Here is a 23,485-nt window from a genome sequence, read left to right as displayed (position 1 = left end):
GTCCGGTTTAGCTACTCGCGGGTAACCGAGAAGGCGGTTATTCGTTCATGTTTCCCTACTCGCGGGTAAGGATCCGAATGTGCTCTGATCACCGATCTGCTTGAGGAAGTCGCCGAACCTCGACAGATAGCGGCCGACCTGGTTGTGGGTACGGCCCTGGGCCGGGAAACGAGCCGAGATACGCAGACCAGAGGCTGTCCGATTGATCCAGATGTAGACCTCATCGCTGGAATAGTTGTGGCTGCGCAGAACTCGTGCCCGACCGGCATCGGCCTCGGCGTGTCCGGGTGCGAATCGGAGATCGATGAACGACACGACGAACTTCGGCTCGGGGAAGTCGATATTGCCGGCCCGTGCCACACTCCGCTGCGCTTCGTCTCCCGCGCTGCGAGCGGTCGAGATCCGCTGCGCTTCTTCTCTTTTCACCTCTTTGAGGATCTCGCCGACCCGAAGGAAAGGGAGGTTGGCCGCTTTGCGGACACGGCGCATCTCGTCGGAGGCCCGCCCGATCAGCTGGCCGAAATCGGACACTCCGGTCGTGTCGAGGCGGAAGGGAACGGTTGCCACAAACCAGCCGAGCGCGCCGAACCATTGTTGGTCGCCGCGGGTGTGCCGGGGAATCACACAGCGCAGCACCGGGCCGCCGCCGAGTTCGGCATAGACCGCGGCGAGCGCCGCGAGCACACCCGACATCAACGAACCGCCTGCCGCCGAACACACGGCCGTGAACCGGTTGGTCTGCTCGTCATCGAGCAGGGCTCCGGTCAGCGAGCCCTGAGGGACCAGATCCGAGATCGGGTGCGCCGAATCAGGCTTGCCGTCGGTGGCTGCTTCCTCGGTTTCATCGGGTTGGTCGGTTTCATCGGGTTGGTCGGCCAATTCGAAGGCGGGCAGTGTGCCGCCGGTGTCTCGGAGGAAGTCGGCCCAGACCGCGACGGCTTCGTGGTCGACACCGGCCGCATCGGCCTCGCGCCGCTGATAGGCGCTGAAGTCGACGTAGGAGCCCACTGCGGGCAGCGCATTGTCGGTCCGGCGCCGCGCGGCGGAGTAGAGCGCGACCAGTTCGTGTTGCGCCATGATCAGCGAGTATCCGTCGACCAGTGAATGGTCACCGGCGAACAACAGCGTGAACGATTTCTCCCTGGCGACCGTCGCAAAAATGTAGGCAGGCCATTGCAGGGGCGCGGTGGCCCTGTCGAATGTGCCTGCCAGCTGGTCGAGCAAGGGTGCCGATTCCGAGTACCAACCAACCCGGCCCATCTTGAGCTTGACCGTTCCCGGTCCGGTGGTCAGCCTGGCCAGGTGGTCGCTCCAGATCACCACATGGCTGCGTAGGACCTCGTGGCGGTCGATCCACATCGTGAGCGCGGCGCGGATGGCCGGGATCGAGAGCGGTTCGTCGAACTCGATCGCCAGACCCAGCCAGGACTCACGGCCACCTTCGCGGTGGGTCCGGAGCCGGTGCTCGAACGCACCGCGCAGATGGAGTTCATGATTGTGTGAGGTCGGACGCGAATCCGCGGTCCAACGGGCCATTCCACCCTCGGTGTAAGGGCTCCACTCGACCAGCCCGCCCGGTTCGACGGGCTGGTCCATCATCTGGATGAACTTCATGACCTCGTGGATCGGGCAGGAGGGCCCAGATGCGCCTTGATCCGGCTGAGCATGGCGGACATGCCCCGCAATCGCAGCGGACTGATGGCCGAGTCAAGCCCGAGCCGCGTGTAGAAATCGACCGGAATCGCGAGGATCTCTTCCGAGCTGGCGCCGTTGAGTCCCTGATAAAGGATCGACGCGAAACCACGGGTGGTCGGCGCCTGCGGCGGTGCGCTGAAAAACAACTTCACCGAATCCGGGTTGCTGTTGTCCACCGAGAGGAACAGCGGTGACTGGCATTCGGGTACCGGTTCCATCGCGGCCTCGGCGAGATTCTCGGGTAGCTCGGGAAGCTCATCCGAGAACTCGAGGAGGAGCTGGATCTTCTCGGAATCCGACAGTGCGGCGAAATCGTCGACGATTTCGTCGAGCGCCGCGGTCATCTCTGGCTGCTTTGGGTGCCCGGTTCCGAACCGGTCACGATGGGAGCCCGAACGGCGTTGCCCCATTCGGTCCACGATCCGTCGTAGTTGCGGACCTTGGTGAATCCGAGCAGGTGGGTCAGCACAAACCAGGTGTGCGACGACCGCTCACCGATCCGGCAGTAGACGATCGTCGGGTTGTCGGCGTCGAGGTCGGCGTAGATCGCGTCGAGTTCGGCGCGCGATTTGAACCGGCTGTCGGGAGCGGCGGCCTTGGCCCACGGGATCGACGCCGCGGTGGGGATGTGGCCCCCGCGAAGTGCACCTTCCTGCGGGTACTCGGGCATATGGGTGCGCTCGCCCGTGTACTCCTGCGGTGACCGGACATCGATCAGGGGTTCGGTGCCGATGACTCCGTGGACCTCCGCGGCGAACGCTCGGATGACCGAGTCGTCGCGGGTGACCACCGGGTAGTCGGATTCGGGGTATGAAGGCAGATCGAAGGTGATGTCGCGGTCCTCGGCGAACCAGGCGTCGCGGCCACCGTCGAGCAGCCGGACGTCCTCGTGGCCGAAGAGGGTGAACACCCACAGCGCGTAGGCGGCCCACCAGTTGCTCTTGTCGCCATAGATGACGACGGTGTCGTCACGCCGAATGCCCTTGCTGCGCATCAGTTCTGCGAACTGTTCGCCTGAGATGTAGTCACGGACGACCGGGTCGTTGAGGTGAAGATGCCAGTCGACCTTCTGTGCGGTCGGGATGTGCCCGATGTCGAACAGCAACACATCTTCGTCTGACTCGATGATCTTCAGTCCATCGGTCCCCAGGTGGGCGCTGAGCCATTCGGTGCTCACCAGGCGCTCGGGGTGTACGTACTCGGCGAAGCCGGGGTTGTTGTCGGTCTCGACGGTCACTGTGTCTCTCCAGACGATCGCTGCCGACCAATGGAATCGGCAGGTGCGGATCTAAATGTTTGTTCGAGTCGAGATTACCGACCCTGCCAAATCGACGAGGTCGTCGAGCACCCGCGCTGCGGTCGACACTCCGATGTCGGTAGAAGGATATCGCGCCCGCAGATGCAATCCGTCATGGTCCCGCCAGAACCACAGTTGCAGTGCATCGGTATCGCTGGAACTCGAAATATGCTGCGGCGCAGACCAAGCCGGGAGATCAAAACGGCGATAGTCGACGTACGACACCATGAAGACGTCGTGGCGGACCATCCGTATCCGGTCCCCGAACACGCTGAAAACGGTCGACAATCCCAGATCCGCGGCGAACACCGCCGTCCTCAATGCCCCCGTTGCCTTGCGCATCGACGCGAGCAGGTCTGGATCGGATCCGTCCGCGAGCAATGGCCCATTCGACACGAACCAGCCGACGGCGCGTTCACGGTTCGGCTCGTTCCGGGTGTGAACAGGGATGATCATCGCGGTGCGGTCGGGACCGCCTGCGCGGAAGACGGCCGTGGCGAGGCAGGCGACCATCGCCGGATAGGTGCGCAGACCCTCGGTGCGTGCGATGGCGTCGAAACGGCTCGCGGCGGCGGCATCGTAGATCGTTCGGATGTCGATGTGAGGGGGCACACGGTCGCCTTCGGTGACACCGAGTTCGAGTGGGAACGCCGGGACCGCCCAGTCGGTCGCGTGCAGCAGGCCTCGCCACGGAACAAGTCGAGGGTCGTCGGCGGGGGCCATGGCGGGCACTTCGGCACCACCGCCGGACAGGAATGAGCCCGCAGCGGGTACCTCGATCCCGCGAAAGTGGTCGAGCAGATCCTCGGCGATGATCGCCAGCGACAGCGCATCGACAAAGCAGTGATCGAAGGCACATACGACGGTGGTCGAGTTCTCGTGACGCACCGCTGCGAAAAAATGTGGGTACGGCTCGAACGGTGTGCACGTCGCGTTGATCGCCGATTCGAGAGCCGCCGCGCCGGTGTCGGCGTCGATGGAGAACTGATCGCCCCGGGCCTGGATGTCGGCACTTCCGGGGTCGTGGGTGAACCGCGTGTACCCGCCATCGGCAGACGCGGCGGCGTCCTGCTCGTCGGTGACAACGAAGTATGACCGCAGGACGTCGTGACGGTCCAGTAGTTCGCGTAACGCTTCGGTGAGGACTTCGGGCAAAAACGGGCCGGGTAGCTCGATCGTGACCGCCAACCAGCCGATACCCCCTCCTTGTACCGACTCGAGGTGGAAGCGTTCGTTTTCCGACGGTCCGGTCGGACTCGGTTGTGCCGCGCGATTTGCCGAGATCGGCCAGGTGTCAACCCGGCCCGGCGCGATGACCACGCGGTCGATTGTGGTGAGTTTCATTGTGCGCGTTTCTAACCGGTCCGTACCGGCCGGTTCTCGCCATTGGCGAACGACGCGATGAAGTCGGTGACCACCGCGATGTACTCGGTGGTGTTCTTGCGCGCCGTCTCGTTGTCCGGGATCTGCGTCAGCAATCGAATTCCGTAGTCACCGCGGTTGATCCACATGTTCGCGTTCCGGGTTCGGCCTTGACCGGGAAGGATCAGGGCGGCCTCCTTCACCGGATCGTCCGCGCGGGGCAGACGGCGAAGGTCGAAATACGAAACCATTTGCGGTGAACCACTTTCGAGATCGATGGAACCTTCGGCCGCGAGATACCCGAGCGCTGCATGCACTGGCAGGGACCCGATTTCGCGTGCCTTGCGGGTCGCTGCCGACGCGGTGATGACAAGGTCGCTGAAGTCGACGTCATCTTCCACGCGGAACGCCACCGGTGCGAAGTTGCACAACCAGCCTTGTGTGCCAACAGTTTCCGGCGTGCGAACGGAAAGGATGGTGGTCGTGAAGAACTCTGAGCTGCCGGCCAGCACACTTTCGGCCGCGGCAAGGGCGGCGAAGATGCACCCTTGCAGGGAGGCGCCGATCTCGCGCAACCGTTCCTCGCAGCGATCGGATCGTGGACCGTCGATCACCGGCTTCTCGATCACCGCGTTCGGCATGGCTTCGCCGCCGGTCAGCCCGAGGTCGAGTGGGAAGCGCGGGACCTTGCCGCCATGGATCTTCAGGATCTGTCGCCAGGCATCGATACGCGCGTCGTCAGGTGTGGTCTGGCCCGCGAGCTGCATCTCGGTGGCCACAAAATCGAAAAAGCTGGCGGCGGGCAGTAGCGGAAGGTCTCTGCTGCCGTCGATCTCGTGCCGGTAGGTCTCGAAGATCTCGTCGAGCGCAAGCGCTTGTGACACCCCGTCGGTATGCGAATGATCGGCAGCGAAATAGAAGCCGAACCGGTCGCCGGCGTCGATGGCCCCGAACGCGAACCCCGGGAGATGGTCGAAGACGGCCTCGGTGTCGATGCGAGAGTGAATGTAGGCGACCAGTTCGTCGGGGGTGCCCGACGGACCCTCGTCCACCGTGGTGAACTCGATCGCCGATTCCGGAGCCACGTGGCGCACCGGTCCTGAGTCGGAGACGTCGTACCAGCACCGCAGTTCGTCGTGCCTGCGTACGAAGGCGGTCAGGGCGCGGGCCATCGCATCGCGGTCGAGTCGTTCGACAACGTCGGTGACGATCATGGCGATGGCCTGGTTTGTCTCACCGGCCGCGCGCTTGGCAGCTGCCGCCATCAGATGGTCACGCTGCAGGAAGGACGGGCCGGTGGAGCTCTGGGCCGAGTTTGCCCGGGCTCCGTCGGGATCGCCTAGGCGCCACTCGATCAGTGCACCGGGTTCGGGCGACCACCAGTCCAGCGTTGAACCCTTCACCGGCGCGCGTCCGGTGAGTGCACGCTGTCTCGACTCGGTTCGTTGGCGGTGTCGGTGTCGAACAGCGCGTCACCGTCGTCGATGACGGTGCGCAGGACGTCATTGAATGTCGAGATGTAGCGGTGTACAGATTCGCTGGCCTGCTGGCTCGCGGAGAACCGCGCCGATATGTTCGTGCCGTTGGGAACCCGGTTGATCCACAAATACACCTCGTCGGAATTCCGGGTCGAGCTGCGCAACACGCGAGCCTGGCGGGCATCCCAGTGTTCGGAACCCTCGGCGTTCCGCAGGTCGATGTAGGAGATGACGAACTGCGGCGGACTGCGGTCACCGATGAGATCGGCGATCGGGTAATAGGGCGAGGTACCCAGTTCCTTGTACTCGGCCGCGTTCTTTCCGAGCTGTGTGATGGCCTCGGAGAAACTCGTCGCCGAGCCCGGACGCAGATGCACCGGGATGATGCCGACAAACCATCCGGCGGATTCGCCCCACTTGGATTCTGTGCGGGTGTGAACCGGGCTGATGAACCGTAGATCAGGATTCCCCGCGAGCCGCGAATTGGTGATCGACAGAGCGGTGTAGACACCGGCCTGCATGTTGGCCCCGAGCTTTTTGCAGACCTGGTGGAAGCGTTCGGTCTCTTCGGAATTCAGAAGCCACGAGGACAGGCTGGCCTGGTACTCGCTGTCGTTGACGGGTGACACACCAGCCGGGCGTTCCGCGACCTTCGGTGCCGGGATCGTCCGCAGAACGGGGAAGCGTGGCATCGAATGCGGCTGGGTGTCGAGCGTGGAATCGTGGTGGGCCTCGAAGAACGCGGTCCACCGCGATACCACTGCGTCGTCGGCGGTGATCTGCGATCCGATGGTGCGTTCGGCGTCGCTGAAGTCGAGGTAGCTGCCGAATTCGTGTAGCTGATCGGGTACGCCGAGCAGTTCCGATTCGTAGATCGCGGTCAGTTCCTTGATGGCGAAAACCTGGGTATAGGCGTCCATCACGGTGTGATCGGCCGCAAAGATGACCAGAAACGACTGTGAATCGTCGGCAGGCGCGATTGTCACCGCGATGCACGGTGGCCAATGCAACGGATTGACCCCGGTGTTGAACAGTTCGCTGACCCGTCCGAAAACAGCTGTGCTGGAGATGACCTCAGGCGAACCGATGGTCTCGACCGACATTGCGTCAGGCGACACCGTCCGCCGGAGGAAGTCGACCCCATCGCTGGTTTCGGATGGCACGACGGAAGCCCGGAACGCCTCGTGACGTGCGTACCAGCGAAGGAGGGTTCGAGAGAATACCTCTGCGTCGAGCCGGTGGTGAATGGCGAAGGCGGTTCCGATCCATTCGCTGAACCAGGCGTCGCCTTCGGCGTAGGCGCGCCGAGCGTGTTCGAGGTGCATGTACGACAGCTGTCGATCGTCGGCGCGCCAGGCGTCGTCATCTGCGACGGCTGGGTACCACTCGGTCAGAACACCGCTCGGCAATGCATAGTCGGCCAATTCGGTATATTCCATCAGAAATCTCCCCGTCTGTTCATTGATGCCTGATTCCGCGAGGGGCGAGAGCCCTTGTCGGTTCTGGCAGATCGTGAAATAAGTTCGAGCCCTTGAACTTTGCGCTCAGGCCGAAATTCCGAGACCCCGTGCGAGCACCGGCCAGCTCTTGTGCATTTGAGCGACCCAGTATGGCCACGAATGTGTGCCCAGGTCCTCGAAATCAAACGTCGCTGGTATGTCTCGATGGGCCAATTCGGTAGCCAACTGTTGGGTGCACCATAGCGAACCCAGTTCGATCGTGCCGCCTACGACGACACGGTCGAACGGGTTGCTGTTTCCCGGATAGCCCGGGGCGTCGTACGTACCCGGCAATCCGGATCCGACCGAGACGTAGATGGCTGCATCGCGAAGTCCGCCTGCGCGGAGCAGAACGTCGTGTGCCGCCCAGTCGGGATCGCCCATGGGGCCCCACATGTTGTCCGCATTGCCGCCGAACGCTGCGACGATACCCCTGGTCAACACCTGTGTGCCCGGATCTGCAGTCGAATAGCAGCCGCTGTAGGCCGCCACCGACCGGTAGAAACCCGGGTTGCGGGAGGCCAGGGTGAGCGAAGAGCCGGCGCCCATGGACAGGCCGGCGATCCCGCGGGTTCCATTGCCGTCGAACTCGGCATCCACCAATGGCGGGAGTTCCTCGGTCAGAAAGGTCTCCCACCGATAGCGTCCGAGCTCTGGATCGTCGCGTTGCCAATCCGTGTAGAAACTGCCGTTGCCCGCCAGCGGCAACACGACGTTGACGTTCTTCGATTTGTAGAAGTCGACGGCGTCGGTCTTGCGCAACCACATGCTGTTGGTCGGGTCTTCCTCGCCGAGCCCGCTGAGCATGTACAGCGAAGGGCGAGTGGTTGACGTGGCGACTTCGGGTGTCAGGACCTGAACCTTGATGGTCTGGTCCATCGAGGCGGAGTGCACGTACATCGCCCACTGGGTCGGGCCCTCTTGGACGACCTGCTCGACCGTCGAAACCGGTGCCGGTGCGGCTGCGGCGGGCGCTGTCATCGCAACGATCGGGGTGGAGAGTGCCGCGAGCACCAACAGCTGCCTGAAGAATCTGTGGCGGCGCGCCGCGCCGTCGGCAGCTGTCATCGGTGCACGTGGCATCAAGTGGTCCCTTCGGGTTTTCGGACAAGAGGTACTCGGACAAGAGGTACTGCGGTGTGATGAAACATCGTCGTCATCGTTCCGATGCAGTCGCGTGATCATAATATGGGTTGGGACACACCTGCGCTCAGATCAATTGATTTGCGATCCAGCGCGTCACCACAGTATGGGTTTGAGATCCCAACGGGCGCACTCGGAGGCGAGTAGTTCGGAGAGTGTGTCCGTGTCCGGCAACGCAACCGGATCCAGGCCGCTGACCGTGAGGTTCATGGTTTCGCCACTGACGATCGCGCAGGCCATCAGGCCGCCACGGAGTTGGACGAGCCGTTCGCGGGTGATGGCGGGCGTGACGGACCTGCCCATGAATTTATCGACTCGGCCGGGGCGCCCGAGGCCACCGAATGTGGCACTGAAGGTCCCCATATTCGACGCCAACGCCAGCGGCGTCGAGGCTCGTTGGTTGAGTCGGAGCAGTGTTCGATCGCTCAGCGCCTGCGCCAGCGGTTGCAGGAGAGTGATCGTGCTCGGTCGCCGCGCCGAATCGATGTACATGAGTTTTGAATGTGCCTTGACGGCCTCCAGATCCCGCTCCTGGCTCAGTCGGGCCGGAAGGTCAAGGGAGCGGCCGGTGGTCACGTTGGACCGGATGTCGTCGGGGTCCGTGCGGGCGGTCATCGGGACCGACACGCGGACGGTGTCGTCCCAGCAGGCGCGGCCGGTCCCGACCAGGATCCCCACGACCATGGCCACGAACAACGAGTTCCCCGAACCCCCGTGTCTGGCGGCGACATCGAGCCATTCTTTTGTCGGCATACTGGCGACCGCGAACGGCGCGATGTACCCGGGACCATCGTCGGGCACCTCTATATGGGCCGGAAACGGAACGGACAACGAGGTCACGACGTCGGCAGGACGTTCTTCGGCACTGCGTCGAGACCGTATCCACGATGCGGCCAGAGTGGCCAGACCTCCGCAGATCTGACGAAGTTGACCCACCGCGTCGGACAGGTCGTCGCGCGACCGCACCGGTGTGGCAGGCGGGATCGTGGGGGGCTCGGCGGAGAGTGCGGCATCGATGTTCTTGCCGAAGAGGGCGCCGTCCGCCACTGCGTGTGAGAAACAGAGCGACACCAGCTCGCCGCCGTCGAGCAGTGGGGCAGAACGGAGCTCCCACACCGGACCGGCGGTGAGGTCGACCTCGAACTGGGCGGCGGTATCGATCCAGTCGTGGATCTGATCGGCGTCCAATGCGGCCGAGTCGACATGGACAGCACCGGGTGTTCCGCCACGGATCCAGTGGTCGCGGGCCAGCGGCAGCCGCCTCCGGCGCAGGACCCGATTGAAATGCCCTGCCGCCAGCGCGGTCCCGAACTGTTCCAGCTCGCCTGCGTCGAGTGGAGATTTCAATCTCCAGACCATCTGGCTCACGACTCCGAGGCCTGCCGCCCGGTGCATCCGGACGAAGAGATCATCGTCGGGGGTGATGCGTTGAACCGAGGGCGACTGACCCACCAAAACTCCTTCGTTGGGCGGTCGGACTACAGCCGCCGCAAGTACGTCTTCACGGTCAGCGGTGCGATCACCGCGATGACCACGGTGGAGCCTAACAACGACCACACGATGTGCATGTCGGCTTGGCCCTCATTGGCCAGCGAACGTACCGCGGAGACCAGATGCGAGATCGGGTTGATGTCGGCGATCGTTCGCATCCACTCCGGCATGCTCTCGGTCGGCACAAAGGCGTTGGACATGAAGCCCAGAGTCGTCAGCGTGAGCGCCGAGATCCCCTGAATCGACGAGGCCTTACTCATCAGGACTCCGATGAACGCAAAAATCCAGCTCAACGAGAAGGCCGCGTAGATCACCAAGGCGATTGCGGCCAGCGTGCCAAAGGCGCTCGCGGGCTGATATCCCATGCACAATCCGACCACCAGGGTGATGACGATCGCGATGACATAGCGGACCACGGCGGCAACCAGCGAACCGGCCAGCGGCGCGATTCGCGAGATCGGCAGCGACACGAAGCGATCGAAGACACCGCGGTCGATGTCCACGCGCAATTGGACCCCGACCACGACGGTGCTCGTGATCACGATGTTCACCAGCACCCCAGGGATGAGGACGGGTAGATAGGCGTCGACACTCCCGGCGATCGCGCCGCCGAATATGTTGGCGAACATCACGGTGAACACGATGGGTACCACGATGACGTCGAGTAGTTGTTGCGGTGTGTGTTTGAACTTCAGCAGGCCCCGACGGGCCATGGTCGACGTGTCGCGCAAAGCTTTTCTGGTGGTTATGTGCCCGAGTGCCGGGTCGTTCGACAATTCGGTCGTCCGGTCGATGGTCATGCCGGGCTCCGATCCTCGGTCAGCGCAAAGAACACCTCGTCGAGTGACGGCTTGTGGACGCTGAGTTCCTGCACCTCGATCGACTGGTCGGCGAGTGCCGCGATCACCTGCGCCGAACGCGCCGAATCGCTCACCGACATCGTCAATTGCCGCGTTCTCTCCTCGAACTCGATCGGCCCGTCGAGCAACCGCATGATGATCTCGGTTGCGCGGGCGCGATCGTGGGCGCGGGCGAGCGTGATCGAAAGGGCGTAGTTGCCGACCGAACGTTTCAGCGATTCCGGTGTGCCGTCTGCGACCACGTGACCGTGATCGATGACCACGAGGTGATCGGCGAGGGCGTCGGCTTCATCGAGATACTGGGTGGTCAACAGAACTGTCGTGCCGGCTGCGACCACACCTCGAACCATCTCCCACAATTGGATTCGCGTCCGCGGATCGAGTCCGGTGGTCGGTTCATCGAGGAACAACAGTTCTGGTCGACGAATCATGCTGGCCGCCAAATCGAGTCGGCGCCGCATCCCGCCGGAGAACTTCCGGACCGGGCGCCCCCCTGCAGCGGTGAGCCCGTATTCGTCGACGAGCTCGCGGGCCCGGCTCCGGGCTTCGGCATTACGTAGACCGAGCAACCTGCCGAAGATGTCGAGGTTCTCGGCGGCGGTGAGATCGTCGTCGACCGAGGCGTACTGCCCGGTCAAGGAGATGAGGGACCGGATTGCGGGTCCTTCACGGACGACGTCGCGGCCGAGGATCAGAGCTGTCCCGGAGTCGGGTCGCAGCAGCGTGGTGAGCATCCGGATCATCGTGGTCTTGCCGGCCCCGTTCGGGCCGAGGACACCGCAGACCGTCCCCCGCGCGACGGTCAGGTCGATGTTGTCGACCGCACGGTGGTCGCCGAAACTCTTGCACAGACTTCGTACTTCGATGGCGAGGTCGTTGGTCGATCCCATCGGTTCAGTTATCACGCGTACAGGCTAGTCGGGCCGCGTCCGCGATGTCATGGTCATCCCCCGGGGGACCACAGGTCCGTGACACTGAGGCCAACCCGATCGAGCAGCGTTCGGACAAGCGGGAGGCTGATCCCGATCACCGATGACGGGTCGCCGTCGATGCCGTCGATGAACCAGCCGCCGAGCCCGTCGAGGGTGAACGCTCCGGCGACCTGCAGGGGCTCGCCGGTGCCGACGTACGCGTCGATCTGGTCATCGGTGGGGGAGCTGAAGCGAATAGTTGTTGCGACACTGCCGGTTTCGGTGGACACGATCTCGCCGTCGATCAATCGGAGCAGACAATGTCCGGTGATCAACTGCGCTTCGGTACCGCGCATCTCGATCCACTGGGAGCGAGCGAGGGGCGCGGTGTGTGGCTTGCCGGTGAGCACCCCATCGCGCAGCAGCATCGAATCGCAACCGACGAGCACCGAATCCACCGCGAGATCGGTGTCGAGGCGACCGGCCACGTCCAGTGCCTTGGCACGGGCCAGCAGCGTCACGATCGCCGAAGGTGAGGCCGCGCTGCCTGCTTGTGCAAGCAGCGCGTCCTCATCGACTTCGGAGACCGACACCACCGGACTGATGCCGGCGGCGTCGAGAATCTTGCGACGTGCGGGTGACGCCGATGCCAGGATGAACCGGGTCATCGGCGGTAACCGGGCGTCACCGGGTCAGTAATCCCAGCGCAGGTTCGGAAAAGCGCTGGGCGCCAACGCACCTGCCGGCCGAAGCCGGTCTACGTGTGAACCCCAGAGGTTGCGGGGGCCGGGATCGGCGGGTGCACCCGACCCGCTTGCTGCCGCGAGGACACCGACCAGGGCAGCGACCTCGACGTCGGTCGGATTGCCCTTGACCACGGTGAGGAACGGCGCAGCGGCCGGGGCGGTCTCGCCTGTGGGTGTTGTGTGCTCGCTCATAGGGGGATGTTCCCGTGCTTCTTCGGCGGCATGCTCACCATCTTGCGCTCAAGGAGTTTGAGTGCGGTGGCGATCTGACCGCGGGTGTGCGACGGCGGGATCACCGCGTCGACGTATCCACGCTCGGCGGCGACATACGGATTGACGAGGGTGTCCTCGTATTCCTGCTGCAGCTGCAGGCGCAGAGCATCGACGTCGTCGCCGTTGGCGGCGGCTTCCTTGAGCTTGCTGCGGTAGACGAAGCCCACCGCGCCCGAGGCGCCCATGACAGCGATCTGAGCCGTCGGCCAGGCCAGGTTCACGTCGGCGCCCATGTGCTTGGAGCCCATGACGTCGTATGCGCCGCCGTAAGCCTTGCGGGTGATGACGGTGATCTTGCCGACCGTGGCCTCGCCGTAGGCGTAGAGGAGCTTGGCGCCGCGACGGATGATGCCGTTGAACTCCTGCTCGGTTCCGGGCAGGAATCCCGGCACATCGACCAGGGTGATGATCGGAACGTTGAACGCGTCGCAGGTGCGCACGAAACGGGCGGCCTTCTCGGACGCGTCGATGTCGAGGCAGCCGGCGAACTGGGTCGGCTGATTGGCGACGAGGCCGACGCTGCGTCCGTCGACGCGGCCGAAGCCGACGATGATGTTCATCGCACGCTCGGCCTGCACCTCGAGGAATTCGTCGTCGTCGAGGATGCGGCGGATGACCTCATGCATGTCATACGGCTGGTTCGGGGAGTCCGGGATGAGGGTGTCGAGCTCGAGGTCCTCGTCGGTCAGGGTCTCCTCGATCGAACCGGCGGCAGGCGCGGCAACCGGCAGGCGAGGGGCCTCGCCGCGGTTGTTGCTCGGCAGGTAGCTCAGCAGATCCTTGACGTACTCCAGGGCGTCTTCTTCGTCGGTGCCGACGTAGTGCGCAACACCGGATTTCGCCATGTGGGTGTGGGCGCCGCCGAGGTCTTCCATCGTGACGTCCTCGCCGGTGACGGTCTTGATCACGTCGGGGCCGGTCACGAACATCTGGCTGGTCTTGTCGACCATGACAACAAAGTCGGTCAGGGCGGGGGAGTAGACGTGGCCGCCGGCCGCGGCGCCCATGATCAGTGAGATCTGGGGGATGACGCCAGAGGCGCGCACGTTGCGGTGGAAGATCTCGCCGTACAGACCCAGGGAGACAACGCCTTCCTGGATGCGGGCGCCTGCGCCTTCGTTGATGCCGACCAGCGGACGGCCGGTCTTGATCGCCAGGTCCATCACCTTGACGATCTTCTCGCCGTAGACCTCGCCGAGGCTGCCACCGAACACGGTGACGTCCTGGCTGAACACGCAGACCTCGCGGCCGTCGATCGTGCCGTATCCGGTGACCACACCGTCGCCGACCGGACGGCGATCGCCCAGTCCGAAGTTGGTGCTGCGGTGACGGGCCAGTGCATCGAGTTCGACAAACGAACCGTCATCCAGGAGATGGGTGATGCGCTCTCGTGCAGTGAGCTTGCCCTTCTCGTGGGTTTTCTCGACTGCTGCTTCGCCGACCGGGTGCTTTGCCTCGGCAAGGCGATTGTGCAGGTCAGTGAGTTTTCCGGCAGTTGTGTGGATGTCCGGCGCCGCTTGCGCGTCCTGGGGGGAACTCGTCATGGCTTTGATGCTATCCACACTGTGTGAAGGGGGTGCGCGCCGGGCTAACCTGAGGTTTAACTCACATTTGAAGTGGTACCGCCGGATACAGGTAAATCTTCGTCTCGAACTCGCTGCGGACAGCCGAGAATCTCCTCGATGTCGGCCCCTACGCTGATGGCATGAACCCGCAGGCAATCAAGCGTGATCCGATCGATGAGCAGGCACTCCGAGAAGCGGTGACCGGTACCCGCTGGAGCTCGGTACGGGTGGTCGAGGAAACCGGTTCGACCAATGCCGATCTGGTGGCGCTGGCCGCGACATCGAACTGTGTCGGGTCCGTTGTGGTCGCCGAACACCAGAGTGCGGGCCGTGGACGTCACACGCGGCAGTGGGTGAGCCCGCCGCGCTCGCAGGTGGCGATGTCCGTGGCGGTGACGGCGGATACCGCAAACGCTCCGGCCGCGCTCGGCTGGTTGCCACTGCTGGCCGGCCTTGCGGTGGTCGATGGCATCGGGGCGGTCAGTGACCTCGAGCCGGTGCTCAAGTGGCCCAACGATGTTCTGTTACCGGCGCCCGGCGAGACCACCGAAGGTATCGGCGGCCGGAAGGTCTGCGGAATCCTGGCCGAACTGACCCGTGGACCCTCGGGTGCGGCGGCGATCATCGGGATCGGGATCAACGTCAGCCTCACCGAGGCCGAGCTTCCGGTCCCGACGGCGATCTCGCTCGAGCTGGCGGGTGCCCACGTGAACAGGCAAGACCTCGCCGCAGCCGTTCTCGTCGCGCTGGACCGCAGGCTGGGGCAGTGGCCGGATGACCTCGACGGGCTGCGGCAGGACTATCGCGAGCGCTGCGCCACGCTCGGCCATCAGGTCCGGGTGGAGTTGCCCCTCGACAAACTCCTCGAGGGTGTCGCGGTCGAGATCGACAGCACCGGGCGGGTTGTCGTGCAGGACAAGCGCGGGGAGCGGGTGGCGGTGTCCGCAGGCGACGTGACGCACTTGCGCATCACCGACTGATCCCCGCGCCCGCGAGCTCGTCGGACTTCAGATCAGTGGCGGTCCATGCTCTTCGTGCCCATCGCCGGGATGAGGAACATGATCGGAAGACCGATCACCGCGTGGACGATTGCGGTCGAGATGCCGGTGGTCCATTCCCGAGACAGCAGCAGCGGGATCAGGATCGCCGCGACGATCAGCAGTCCGACGATCCACTTGAAGAAGTCGTTGGGTGCCGGGGTCGCCAGTTGCAGGACGTACCAGAGCGCACCTGCGAAGATGGCGCAGAGGAACGCCACGACGGCAAACCAGTACTCGTCGTTGGCCATCGGATTCCACACACCGAGCGCACCGGTTTCGTTCACGCGGGTGATGATGAGCCGGATGATCCACGCGACCAGCCAGGCCGCGAGTCCGGTGACCACGGCCGTGGCCAGGACGCCGCCGATGAACATCGTCGGATTGACCTGTGGCCGATTGGGTTTCGGTCGTCGCTTCGGCGCCGCCGGGGGCGCGTAGTTCTGATCGGCGGGGTACTGGCCTGCCGGATACTGATCGTGGGGTTGCTGGTAGCCCTGCTCGGGGTAGGCCTGGCTGTATGCCTGCGAATCGGGGTCCTGTCCGCGGTCGTAACGCCGGGTGCGTGGGTTGTTCGGATCATTCGGGTACATCGGGCACCTCCCTGCAGGTGAGTCTACTGATCACCGAAACCTGCGGTGTTCAATGATGAGGCGACAACCGTAACCCCCACCGGCCCGGACCCGGCGTCAGGAGTGGCCTGCGGGTGGTTTGATTGCGGCACGTCCAGATGTGGCGGACCGGCGCGTCGGGTCATATGCGTATCGAGAGGGAAGGCCTGTTGATGGGGTATCCGGAGAGCATTTTGGCCCAGGGTGAACGCGTGATCCTGCACCACCACCCGCACTGGAAGTGCCTGCTGATGCCGATCCTGGTATTTGTTCTCGGTACGGCTCTGGCCGGTGTCGCGGGCGGATACCTGTCGACCTCGGATGTCGGATCATCCACGAAGACGATCCTGGGCATCATCATCGCGGCGGCGTGGCTGGCCCTGGTGTTGTGGTTCTTCATCCGGCCGTTCATCAGCTGGCGGACCACCCATTTCGTGCTCACCGACCGTCGCGTGACCTACCGCAACGGCATCATCACCCGGTCCGGGATCGACATCCCGGTCCAGCGCATCAACTCGGTCGAGTTCCGGCACGGCCTGATCGACCGGATACTGCGGACGGGAACGCTCATCATCGAGTCGGCATCCGAGGATCCCCTCGAGTTCAACGACATCCCACAGGTCGAACGCGTCCATTCACTGCTCTATCACGAGGTCTTCGACACCGCCGACGGCGAAGACTTCCGTGGTCGCAGGTGAGTGACGTCGCAGACTTTCCAGGTGCAGACATGGGCGTTGGCGGCACATCTGTGCGCCGGGGGCCTAAGTTGATCAAGTGACCGACGTTCTGCTCGCCGAAGACGATGAAGCGATATCCGCGCCGCTGGCACGTGCGCTGACGCGTGAGGGTTACGGCTGCGAGGTTGTCACCACGGGTACCGACGCACTCGAACGCGCCGCCAGTGGACGGTTCGACCTGTTGGTCCTCGACCTCGGTCTACCGGAGATGGATGGTCTCGAGGTGTGCCGCCGCATCCGGCAGTCCCGGCCTCAACTGGCCGTGCTGATGCTCACCGCCCGCACCGACGAGGTCGACTTCGTCGTCGGTCTCGATGCCGGAGCGGACGACTACGTCGGGAAGCCCTTTCGGCTTGCCGAACTGCTGGCCCGGGTCCGAGCGTTGTTGCGCCGCAAGCAGACCGCCGACGTGGTGCTCGAGGCCGGCGACATCCACCTCGACGCCCGGGGGCGACGTGTCCAGGTGTCCGGCGTGGACACCACGCTCGCCAACCGAGAGTTCGACCTGTTGCGTTACCTGATGGAGCGGGCCGGTGAGGTGGTCAGTCGGGAAGAGATCCTGACCGAGGTCTGGGGCACCCCGGATCTGCTCTCCTCCAAGACGCTCGACATGCACATCTCCTGGTTGCGCCGAAAGATCGGGGACGACCAGCCCAACCGTCGGAAGCGGATCGTGACCGTCCGCGGTGTCGGCTTCCGCTTCGATCCCGACTAGACGTGCGCGGCCGCATTCTCCGGTCGATGATCGGCATGGTCGTGGGCATCGGGCTGCTCCTCGGCGTGCCCCTGATGGTCACCGCCTGGTGGTGGGTGGACGACACCGCACACCAGGACCTCGATGACCGCCTCAAACGTATCTCGACAGAACTGCTCCTCCAGGAAGGCTCCGACGGCACGATCACCGGGGCACTCGATCGGGAGAAGTTTCGCCTGCTCATCCCTGCCGAGGGCCGATTGGTGATCACTTTTCCGGTGGCGACGACGAGCGGGACCGAACAACGGGAAGTCGGCATCGGCACCGAGTTCGATGAACGATCGGTCAGCGAATCGCTCGCCTTGGGGGAGGCGGGGTCGTTGACCCTGTCGATTCCGCAGACCCAGGTGCGCAGCAGGCAGTTGGCTGCCGTCGGCGTCGTGTCGCTGGTCGTGACGATGTCCGTGATCGCAGGCGTCGTGGTCGCGGCCGTCACCGCCGGGCGCCTGGCCGATCCACTCGAAGATGTCGCGGAGCGCGCGGCGCGGATGGCGCAGGGTGACTTCGGGACCGAAGGCAGGCACTACGACATCGAAGAGCTCGACCGGATGTCGTCCGCTCTCGACGCCGCGAACCGGGAGATCATCACCCGGCTCGAACGGGAGGGCCGGATCGTCGGCGAGGTATCCCATCAACTTCGTAGTCGGCTCACCGCGATCCGGCTACGGCTCGAAGAGTTGTCGATCCATCCCGACACCGATGTCGTCAACGAAGCGGAAGCGGCCTTGGGACAGGTGGAACGACTGACCAACGAACTCGACGAGCTGATCACCGCGGCCCGCGGCGAACAGGTCGCGATGCTCGAGCCGGTCGACATCTCGCAGCAGGTCGCGTTGGTGGTCTCCGACTTCGATCAGGCGTTCGCGGTGCAGGGTCGTCAGTTGACCGTGCAGACGACCGGACAGGCTGCCGCACGGGTGACGCCCACCCGGTTGCGGGAGGCGCTCGCGGTGCTCGTCGACAACGCACTGCAACACGGTCAGGGCGATACCGTCGTCGACACCCAGGAACTGCCTGGCAGCGGCATGATCCGGATCTCGGTGTCGGATCAGGGTCCGGGCGTGACCGACAAAAGTGCGCCGCACGTATTTCAGCGCGGCTATTCGGAGGGCGGTTCGAGCGGTGTCGGACTGTCGCTGGCGAGATCTCTCATCGAGGCCGATGGCGGTCGGCTGGATCTGTTGCATCGTCGTCCACCGACGTTCGCGATTGTCGTGCCCAGGTACGACGTCGAGGAGGACAGCGCGGATGCATCGAACAGCCGGGTAGAGCCCCGGTGAACCCCGGACCGCTCAGCTGTGGCCGAGGTCGCCGGGTGTTGGTTCGAGACCGGTGGGGACCGATCCGCCTGCGTCCAGCTCGGACTCGGGGAAGGCGAAGCGGCGCAGCGCCCAGAATCGGAATGCCATCTGGAGCAGATTGCCGATGATGTAGCCCAGGACGAAGTCGATGAAGACCAGCTGGGTGACATCGACCGAACTACGGATGTCGAAGAGGTTGTTGGCGACGAACAGCGGCGCTGCCTGCAACACGACGCCGACGCCGCTGATCGCGAAGAACAGCATGGCTTCGTGGTGCGTTTCGCGGCCGCCACGGTTCTTGAATGCCCACTCGCGGTTGAGGACGTAGCTGACGATCGTGGCCAGTACACCGGAGATGATCTTGGCGATGACCGGCTTGTTGTCGAGAACGGTCAAGCTCAGCGAATAGAAGATCGCCATGTCGAGGATCATCATCGATCCGCCGATGATCGCGAACTTGATCAGCTCGTTGTGACGCATCGCCAGCGCTCGGATCGGCGCTGGAGTACGGGACAGCAGCCCGTCGATGAATGACACAAGGATGCAGTCTACGAAATAACCACCCGCCGGAACGAATCTCCGTGCGTGTGGCCTGCCCGTGTCATTCATCTGGGGTCGAACATGACACGATTGGTAGCCGTGACGAGTGATCGAATCCCATCCCCTGAATCGATCGTGGCAACGGCTCCGCCTGCCCCTGCCCCGGCCCCGGCAGGAAGCGCCGCCGCGGCGACCGGCAGTCGGCAGGCAGCGGTATCGGGTATGCCGGTGGTGACCATGATCGGCGGCGGTCAGCTGGCCCGGATGACACACCAGGCAGCGATTGCGCTTGGCCAGCGGCTGCGGGTCTTGGCCGCTTCAGCCGACGAACCCGCCGGTCAGGTGACCCCTGACCTGGTTCTGGGTTCACATACCAACCTCGACGATCTGCGAGCCGCCGCCCGCGGTTGCCATGCGCTGACCTTCGATCACGAAGGTGTGCCCGTCGAACATCTCGAGGTTCTCGTCTCCGAGGGCGTCAAGGTGTTTCCGCCGCCGACCGCGTTGATCTACGCCCAGGACAAACTGGCGATGCGCGGCAAACTGGCATCACTGGGCGCCCCGATCCCGGACTACGTGGAATTGGCGGGCGCTGATCCGCAGGCTCAACTGATCGAATTCGGTGACCGACATCACTGGGAGATCGTCCTCAAAGCGATCCGCGGCGGCTACGACGGGCGTGGTGTCTGGCTCCTGGAGAGTCGGGAGCAGGCACTCGAAGTCCTGGCGAAGGCCCCCGAGGGAACGGCGTTGATGGCCGAGCAGAAGGTGGCGCTGCGCCGTGAACTGTCGGCGATGGTCGGGCGCTCACCCTTCGGTCAGGGAGCGGTGTGGCCGGTCGTCGAAACCGTGCAGCGCAAAGGTCAGTGCGCCGTCGTGATCGCGCCGGCACCGTCCCTCGACCCCGATGTCGCAGCGCAGGCGCAGCGTCTGGCGTTGTCGCTCGCCGCTGAACTCGGTGTGGTGGGCGTGATGGCGGTGGAATTGTTCGAAACCAAGGATGGCGAGCTGCTGGTGAACGAGCTGGCGATGCGGCCGCACAACAGTGGCCACTGGAGCATGGACGGCGCGGTCACCGGGCAGTTCGAACAGCATCTGCGCGCCGTGCTCGATTACCCGCTCGGCGACACCGGCGCCCTCGTGCCGATCACCGTGATGGCCAACATCCTCGGTGCCGAGCAGGCGCCGGAGATGTCGATGGACGAGCGCCTGCATCACCTGTTCGCGCGGATTCCGCAGGCCAGGGTGCACCTCTATGGCAAGGGCGAACGGCCGGACCGCAAGATCGGGCACATCAACGTGCTCGGCGCGGCGTCCGACGACATCGACAACCCGGCCGATGTGGCGCGGGTGCGGGAGGTTGCCGAACGGGCGGCACACTGGATGTCGACCGGGATCTGGACCGATGGATGGGATGTGCACGGTGAGTGAAACTGCAGGGGCGGCGTCAGGACCGCGGGTCGGCCTGATCATGGGCAGCGATTCGGACTGGCCGACGATGGAGGCCGCCGCCGAGGCGCTCGCGGAGTTCGGCGTTCGATTCGAGGTGGGTGTCGTCTCCGCGCACCGCACACCGCAACGCATGCTCGACTACGCCAAAGATGCTGCCGGCCGAGGTATTTCGGTGATCATCGCCGGCGCCGGCGGCGCCGCGCACCTGCCGGGCATGGTGGCATCGGCGACGCCGCTACCGGTGATCGGTGTACCGGTGCCGTTGAAGTATCTCGACGGCATGGATTCATTGCTGTCGATCGTGCAGATGCCGGCCGGAGTGCCGGTGGCCACCGTATCGATCGGCGGGGCCCGCAATGCCGGCCTGCTGGCGGTCCGGATCCTGGCTTCGTCTGAACCGGCGCTGCGGGCCCGGATGGAACGGTTCCAGGCCGACCTCAACGACATGGTCCTGGCCAAAGATCAAGCGCTGCAGGACAAACTGCTCGGCGAGTAGTGATGGTCGCGTCGAGCGTGTAGTTGTGGCGAGGAGCACTCGGTCGATGCCGCGGCAACTACACGCTCGACAACAACTTGCGGCGGAACAGGTCGAGGACTTCGTCAAGTGCCTGTCGGGTGGGCTGGCCGGGTTCGTCGATGAGGTGTTCGGTCAATGCCGAGTGCGGCGGCATCGGTGACGGCCCGGCTGCGCTGTCGTCGAGTTCGATCGCCACAAATGCGTCACCGAGCTGTTTGCGCAGAAATTCGAAACGCTTTGGGGGAGATATGTGGTCGCCCTTGAATCGGACGCCCAGTACCTGAAGGCCTTTGGCGCAGCGGCCTTTGACGGTGTCGAGCTCCTCGGGCGAGATGTCGATATTGCCTGCCAATGCGTTGATCGGCCGAAAAGGCAGCGACGGTTGGGCGAGCACGGGTGCCAGCAGCCGTTCGTCGGTGGCCATCGCCAATGCGAACCCGCCGGTGAAACACATTCCGATCGCGCCGACGCCTGGTCCGCCACAGCGACCGTGTTCGTCGGCGGCGAGTGCGCGCAGCCAGGTGACGACCGGCGAGGACTTCCCGGTGGCCAGGGTGGTGAACTCGCTGCTGATACAGGTCGGGATGAGTGAGGCGGCCATTTTTGCCAGGTCTGCGGGCCCGGAACTGTTGGGGTCCAGACCGTCGATCCCAAAGAGGCTGGGAAGCACTGCGGTGCAACCGATATCGGACACCTTGCGGGCGAACTCGAGGACTTTCGGTGTGATGCCGGGTATCTCGGCGATGATGATCACCGCGGGTCCGTGTCCACGCCGGTAGATGGTCCTGGTCTTGCCGAAATGTGTGAAATCCGTCTTCTCGAAATCGGAGAGTGCTTCTGTCGGTGCTCTCTGGCCGCTCATCTGTGATCGCCTTTCGACATGCGGGTCTTCGGGTGCGCCAAGGCTAGCTTTCGTGGGCGTGTGACGGGGCCCGAACAGACTTCAGTTACCCGGCAGTAACTGAACCGATCGCCGGTACTAGAATTGCGGCGAAGGAAAATCGCACTGGCGCCTACTAGGAGTGTTCTGATGGCCGGCAATCCCGACTTCGATCTGTTCAAGCTCGCTGAAGAGCACGATGAGCTGCGTTCCGCGATTCGGGCGCTCTCGGAAAAAGAAATCGAACCACACGCGGCAGACGTCGATGAGAATGCGCGATTCCCGGAAGAGGCGCTCACCGCGCTGAAGGCTTCGGGTTTCAACGCCATCCATGTGCCCGAGGAATACGACGGCCAGGGCGGTGACTCGGTCGCGGCGTGCATCGTGATCGAAGAGGTCGCCCGCGTCTGCGCGTCGTCCTCGCTCATCCCGGCCGTGAACAAACTCGGCACGATGGGATTGATCCTCAAGGGTTCCGAGGAACTCAAGAGGCAGGTTCTGCCGACCCTCGCCAGTGGCGAGGCGATGGCCTCCTACGCGCTGTCCGAGCGCGAAGCCGGTTCCGATGCCGCATCGATGAAGACCCGCGCGAAGGCCGTCGGCGACGACTGGGTGCTCAACGGCTCCAAGTGCTGGATCACCAACGGCGGTAAGTCCACCTGGTACACCGTCATGGCCGTCACCGATCCCGACAAGGGTGCCAACGGCATCTCCTCGTTCATCGTCCACAAGGACGACCCCGGCTTCACGGTCGGCCCGCTGGAGAAGAAGCTCGGCATCAAGGGTTCACCGACCGCGGAGCTGTACTTCGAGAACTGCACCATCCCGGGTGACCGCATCATCGGCGAGCCGGGCACCGGTTTCAAGACCGCGCTCGAGACCCTCGACCACACCCGCCCGACCATCGGCGCACAGGCCGTCGGTATCGCACAGGGCGCGTTGGACCAGGCGATCGCCTACACCAAGGATCGCAAGCAGTTCGGCAAGTCGATCAGCACCTTCCAGGGTGTGGAGTTCATGCTCGCCGACATGGCGATGAAGGTCGAGGCCGCCCGCCTGATGGTGTACACCTCGGCAGCGCGCGCCGAGCGGGGCGAGAAGAACCTCGGGTTCATCTCGGCCGCTGCCAAGTGTTTCGCCTCGGATGTGGCCATGGAGGTCACCACCGACGCGGTGCAGCTGTTCGGTGGCGCCGGCTACACCCGCGACTTCCCGGTCGAGCGGATGATGCGCGATGCCAAGATCACTCAGATCTACGAAGGCACCAACCAGATCCAGCGTGTCGTGATGTCGCGCGCACTGTTGCGCTGACCTCATCTGGTGGCCCCCGGCACAG

23 protein-coding genes are annotated in these 23,485 nt (G+C 64.2%); 7 read left to right on the top strand and 16 right to left on the bottom strand.

Going from position 1 to position 23,485, the window contains the following annotated elements; all coding sequences use genetic code 11:
- Positions 1 to 45: 45 nt before the first annotated feature.
- From AC1TPF_RS12535 to AC1TPF_RS12475, 13 genes are all read right to left on the bottom strand, one after another.
- Positions 46 to 1,614, bottom strand: coding sequence for a condensation domain-containing protein (locus tag AC1TPF_RS12535; protein ID WP_482144215.1), 1,569 nt, complete (start codon positions 1,612 to 1,614; stop codon positions 46 to 48).
- On the bottom strand, positions 1,611 to 2,039 hold the full coding sequence (locus tag AC1TPF_RS12530) for a SufE family protein (protein ID WP_482138548.1): 429 nt from the start codon (positions 2,037 to 2,039) through the stop codon (positions 1,611 to 1,613). Before AC1TPF_RS12530 ends, AC1TPF_RS12535 begins: the two co-directional genes overlap by 4 nt.
- Entirely contained in the window at positions 2,036 to 2,932 is an 897-nt protein-coding gene (locus AC1TPF_RS12525; RefSeq protein ID WP_482138550.1) for a sulfurtransferase, read from the bottom strand. The genes AC1TPF_RS12530 and AC1TPF_RS12525 overlap by 4 nt, the downstream gene beginning before the upstream one ends.
- Positions 2,933 to 2,983: 51 nt before the next feature.
- Positions 2,984 to 4,336, bottom strand: a complete 1,353-nt coding sequence (locus AC1TPF_RS12520) for a condensation domain-containing protein (protein ID WP_482144213.1) — start codon at positions 4,334 to 4,336, stop codon at positions 2,984 to 2,986.
- 11 nt (positions 4,337 to 4,347) lie between these two features.
- Positions 4,348 to 5,757 carry a condensation domain-containing protein gene (locus AC1TPF_RS12515; protein WP_482144211.1) on the bottom strand — a complete coding sequence of 470 codons (1,410 nt, stop codon included), beginning with the start codon at positions 5,755 to 5,757 and terminating at the stop codon, positions 4,348 to 4,350.
- Positions 5,754 to 7,271: a condensation domain-containing protein gene (locus tag AC1TPF_RS12510; RefSeq protein WP_482138555.1), complete on the bottom strand. Its 1,518-nt coding sequence runs from the start codon at positions 7,269 to 7,271 to the stop codon at positions 5,754 to 5,756. Before AC1TPF_RS12510 ends, AC1TPF_RS12515 begins: the two co-directional genes overlap by 4 nt.
- A gap of 105 nt (positions 7,272 to 7,376) precedes the next feature.
- Complete coding sequence (locus AC1TPF_RS12505; protein WP_482144702.1) at positions 7,377 to 8,399, bottom strand: alpha/beta hydrolase; 1,023 nt, start codon at positions 8,397 to 8,399, stop codon at positions 7,377 to 7,379.
- A gap of 171 nt (positions 8,400 to 8,570) precedes the next feature.
- Positions 8,571 to 9,926, bottom strand: a complete 1,356-nt coding sequence (locus AC1TPF_RS12500) for a condensation domain-containing protein (protein ID WP_482144209.1) — start codon at positions 9,924 to 9,926, stop codon at positions 8,571 to 8,573.
- Between the two features lie 26 nt (positions 9,927 to 9,952).
- The gene (locus AC1TPF_RS12495; RefSeq protein WP_482138558.1) at positions 9,953 to 10,765 is read right to left on the bottom strand and encodes an ABC transporter permease; all 813 of its coding nucleotides are present in this window, start codon (positions 10,763 to 10,765) and stop codon (positions 9,953 to 9,955) included.
- A complete protein-coding gene (locus tag AC1TPF_RS12490; RefSeq protein WP_482144208.1) occupies positions 10,762 to 11,730 on the bottom strand; it encodes an ATP-binding cassette domain-containing protein in 969 nt (322 codons plus the stop codon). Before AC1TPF_RS12490 ends, AC1TPF_RS12495 begins: the two co-directional genes overlap by 4 nt.
- Before the next feature lie 38 nt (positions 11,731 to 11,768).
- Positions 11,769 to 12,404, bottom strand: coding sequence for a Maf family protein (locus AC1TPF_RS12485; RefSeq protein WP_482144206.1), 636 nt, complete (start codon positions 12,402 to 12,404; stop codon positions 11,769 to 11,771).
- A 24-nt stretch (positions 12,405 to 12,428) separates the two neighbouring features.
- Positions 12,429 to 12,674 carry an acyl-CoA carboxylase subunit epsilon gene (locus AC1TPF_RS12480; RefSeq protein ID WP_482144204.1) on the bottom strand — a complete coding sequence of 82 codons (246 nt, stop codon included), beginning with the start codon at positions 12,672 to 12,674 and terminating at the stop codon, positions 12,429 to 12,431.
- Positions 12,671 to 14,299 carry an acyl-CoA carboxylase subunit beta gene (locus AC1TPF_RS12475; protein ID WP_482138565.1) on the bottom strand — a complete coding sequence of 543 codons (1,629 nt, stop codon included), beginning with the start codon at positions 14,297 to 14,299 and terminating at the stop codon, positions 12,671 to 12,673. The genes AC1TPF_RS12480 and AC1TPF_RS12475 overlap by 4 nt, the downstream gene beginning before the upstream one ends.
- Positions 14,300 to 14,460: 161 nt before the next feature.
- Between AC1TPF_RS12475 and AC1TPF_RS12470 the strand changes: the two genes are divergently transcribed.
- On the top strand, positions 14,461 to 15,300 hold the full coding sequence (locus AC1TPF_RS12470; RefSeq protein WP_482138567.1) for a biotin--[acetyl-CoA-carboxylase] ligase: 840 nt from the start codon (positions 14,461 to 14,463) through the stop codon (positions 15,298 to 15,300).
- Positions 15,301 to 15,332: 32 nt separating this feature from the next.
- Here AC1TPF_RS12470 and AC1TPF_RS12465 read toward each other — a convergent pair whose 3' ends face one another.
- Positions 15,333 to 15,950 carry a hypothetical protein gene (locus AC1TPF_RS12465; RefSeq protein ID WP_482138568.1) on the bottom strand — a complete coding sequence of 206 codons (618 nt, stop codon included), beginning with the start codon at positions 15,948 to 15,950 and terminating at the stop codon, positions 15,333 to 15,335.
- 164 nt (positions 15,951 to 16,114) lie between these two features.
- On the opposite strand from AC1TPF_RS12465, the gene AC1TPF_RS12460 reads away from it, so the two are divergent.
- The 3 genes from AC1TPF_RS12460 (at position 16,115) to AC1TPF_RS12450 (ending at position 18,739) form a co-directional block, all read left to right on the top strand.
- Positions 16,115 to 16,666, top strand: a complete 552-nt coding sequence (locus AC1TPF_RS12460) for a PH domain-containing protein (RefSeq protein ID WP_482144203.1) — start codon at positions 16,115 to 16,117, stop codon at positions 16,664 to 16,666.
- 76 nt (positions 16,667 to 16,742) lie between these two features.
- Positions 16,743 to 17,420, top strand: a complete 678-nt coding sequence (locus tag AC1TPF_RS12455) for a response regulator transcription factor (RefSeq protein ID WP_482138572.1) — start codon at positions 16,743 to 16,745, stop codon at positions 17,418 to 17,420.
- A gap of 26 nt (positions 17,421 to 17,446) precedes the next feature.
- Complete coding sequence (locus AC1TPF_RS12450; RefSeq protein WP_482144202.1) at positions 17,447 to 18,739, top strand: sensor histidine kinase; 1,293 nt, start codon at positions 17,447 to 17,449, stop codon at positions 18,737 to 18,739.
- A gap of 12 nt (positions 18,740 to 18,751) precedes the next feature.
- On the opposite strand, the gene AC1TPF_RS12445 is transcribed toward AC1TPF_RS12450, so the two are convergent.
- Positions 18,752 to 19,297, bottom strand: a complete 546-nt coding sequence (locus AC1TPF_RS12445) for a GtrA family protein (RefSeq protein ID WP_482144200.1) — start codon at positions 19,295 to 19,297, stop codon at positions 18,752 to 18,754.
- A 225-nt stretch (positions 19,298 to 19,522) separates the two neighbouring features.
- Here AC1TPF_RS12445 and AC1TPF_RS12440 point away from each other — a divergent pair, with 225 nt between their 5' ends.
- Together AC1TPF_RS12440 and purE are read left to right on the top strand one after the other, a co-directional pair.
- A complete protein-coding gene (locus AC1TPF_RS12440) occupies positions 19,523 to 20,731 on the top strand; it encodes a 5-(carboxyamino)imidazole ribonucleotide synthase (protein WP_482138792.1) in 1,209 nt (402 codons plus the stop codon).
- Positions 20,715 to 21,248, top strand: a complete 534-nt coding sequence (gene purE, locus AC1TPF_RS12435) for a 5-(carboxyamino)imidazole ribonucleotide mutase (protein ID WP_482144198.1) — start codon at positions 20,715 to 20,717, stop codon at positions 21,246 to 21,248. The genes AC1TPF_RS12440 and purE overlap by 17 nt, the downstream gene beginning before the upstream one ends.
- A gap of 58 nt (positions 21,249 to 21,306) precedes the next feature.
- On the opposite strand, the gene AC1TPF_RS12430 is transcribed toward purE, so the two are convergent.
- A complete protein-coding gene (locus AC1TPF_RS12430; RefSeq protein WP_482138578.1) occupies positions 21,307 to 22,131 on the bottom strand; it encodes a dienelactone hydrolase family protein in 825 nt (274 codons plus the stop codon).
- Between the two features lie 168 nt (positions 22,132 to 22,299).
- On the opposite strand from AC1TPF_RS12430, the gene AC1TPF_RS12425 reads away from it, so the two are divergent.
- Complete coding sequence (locus tag AC1TPF_RS12425; protein ID WP_482138580.1) at positions 22,300 to 23,460, top strand: acyl-CoA dehydrogenase; 1,161 nt, start codon at positions 22,300 to 22,302, stop codon at positions 23,458 to 23,460.
- Positions 23,461 to 23,485 lie beyond the last annotated feature (25 nt).

The sequence above is a fragment of the Williamsia sp. Y853 genome (genome assembly GCF_056786495.1).
This window is presented reverse-complemented; position numbering and strand designations above follow the sequence as displayed.

What these genes read in the sequence shown, in the direction of transcription:
- AC1TPF_RS12425 (WP_482138580.1), top strand. Translation starts at nt 22,300, where the DNA reads ATGGCCGGCAATCCCGACTTCGATCTGTTCAAGCTCGCTGAAGAGCAC.
- AC1TPF_RS12460 (WP_482144203.1), top strand. Translation starts at nt 16,115, where the DNA reads ATGCGTATCGAGAGGGAAGGCCTGTTGATGGGGTATCCGGAGAGCATT.
- AC1TPF_RS12475 (WP_482138565.1), bottom strand. Translation starts at nt 14,299, where the DNA reads ATGACGAGTTCCCCCCAGGACGCGCAAGCGGCGCCGGACATCCACACA.
- AC1TPF_RS12520 (WP_482144213.1), bottom strand. Translation starts at nt 4,336, where the DNA reads ATGAAACTCACCACAATCGACCGCGTGGTCATCGCGCCGGGCCGGGTT.
- AC1TPF_RS12450 (WP_482144202.1), top strand. Translation starts at nt 17,447, where the DNA reads ATGATCGGCATGGTCGTGGGCATCGGGCTGCTCCTCGGCGTGCCCCTG.
- AC1TPF_RS12485 (WP_482144206.1), bottom strand. Translation starts at nt 12,404, where the DNA reads ATGACCCGGTTCATCCTGGCATCGGCGTCACCCGCACGTCGCAAGATT.
- AC1TPF_RS12495 (WP_482138558.1), bottom strand. Translation starts at nt 10,765, where the DNA reads ATGACCATCGACCGGACGACCGAATTGTCGAACGACCCGGCACTCGGG.
- AC1TPF_RS12530 (WP_482138548.1), bottom strand. Translation starts at nt 2,039, where the DNA reads ATGACCGCGGCGCTCGACGAAATCGTCGACGATTTCGCCGCACTGTCG.
- AC1TPF_RS12535 (WP_482144215.1), bottom strand. Translation starts at nt 1,614, where the DNA reads ATGAAGTTCATCCAGATGATGGACCAGCCCGTCGAACCGGGCGGGCTG.
- AC1TPF_RS12430 (WP_482138578.1), bottom strand. Translation starts at nt 22,131, where the DNA reads ATGAGCGGCCAGAGAGCACCGACAGAAGCACTCTCCGATTTCGAGAAG.
- AC1TPF_RS12510 (WP_482138555.1), bottom strand. Translation starts at nt 7,271, where the DNA reads ATGGAATATACCGAATTGGCCGACTATGCATTGCCGAGCGGTGTTCTG.
- AC1TPF_RS12480 (WP_482144204.1), bottom strand. Translation starts at nt 12,674, where the DNA reads ATGAGCGAGCACACAACACCCACAGGCGAGACCGCCCCGGCCGCTGCG.
- AC1TPF_RS12440 (WP_482138792.1), top strand. Translation starts at nt 19,523, where the DNA reads ATGCCGGTGGTGACCATGATCGGCGGCGGTCAGCTGGCCCGGATGACA.
- AC1TPF_RS12505 (WP_482144702.1), bottom strand. Translation starts at nt 8,399, where the DNA reads ATGACAGCTGCCGACGGCGCGGCGCGCCGCCACAGATTCTTCAGGCAG.
- AC1TPF_RS12470 (WP_482138567.1), top strand. Translation starts at nt 14,461, where the DNA reads ATGAACCCGCAGGCAATCAAGCGTGATCCGATCGATGAGCAGGCACTC.
- AC1TPF_RS12465 (WP_482138568.1), bottom strand. Translation starts at nt 15,950, where the DNA reads ATGTACCCGAATGATCCGAACAACCCACGCACCCGGCGTTACGACCGC.
- purE (WP_482144198.1), top strand. Translation starts at nt 20,715, where the DNA reads ATGTGCACGGTGAGTGAAACTGCAGGGGCGGCGTCAGGACCGCGGGTC.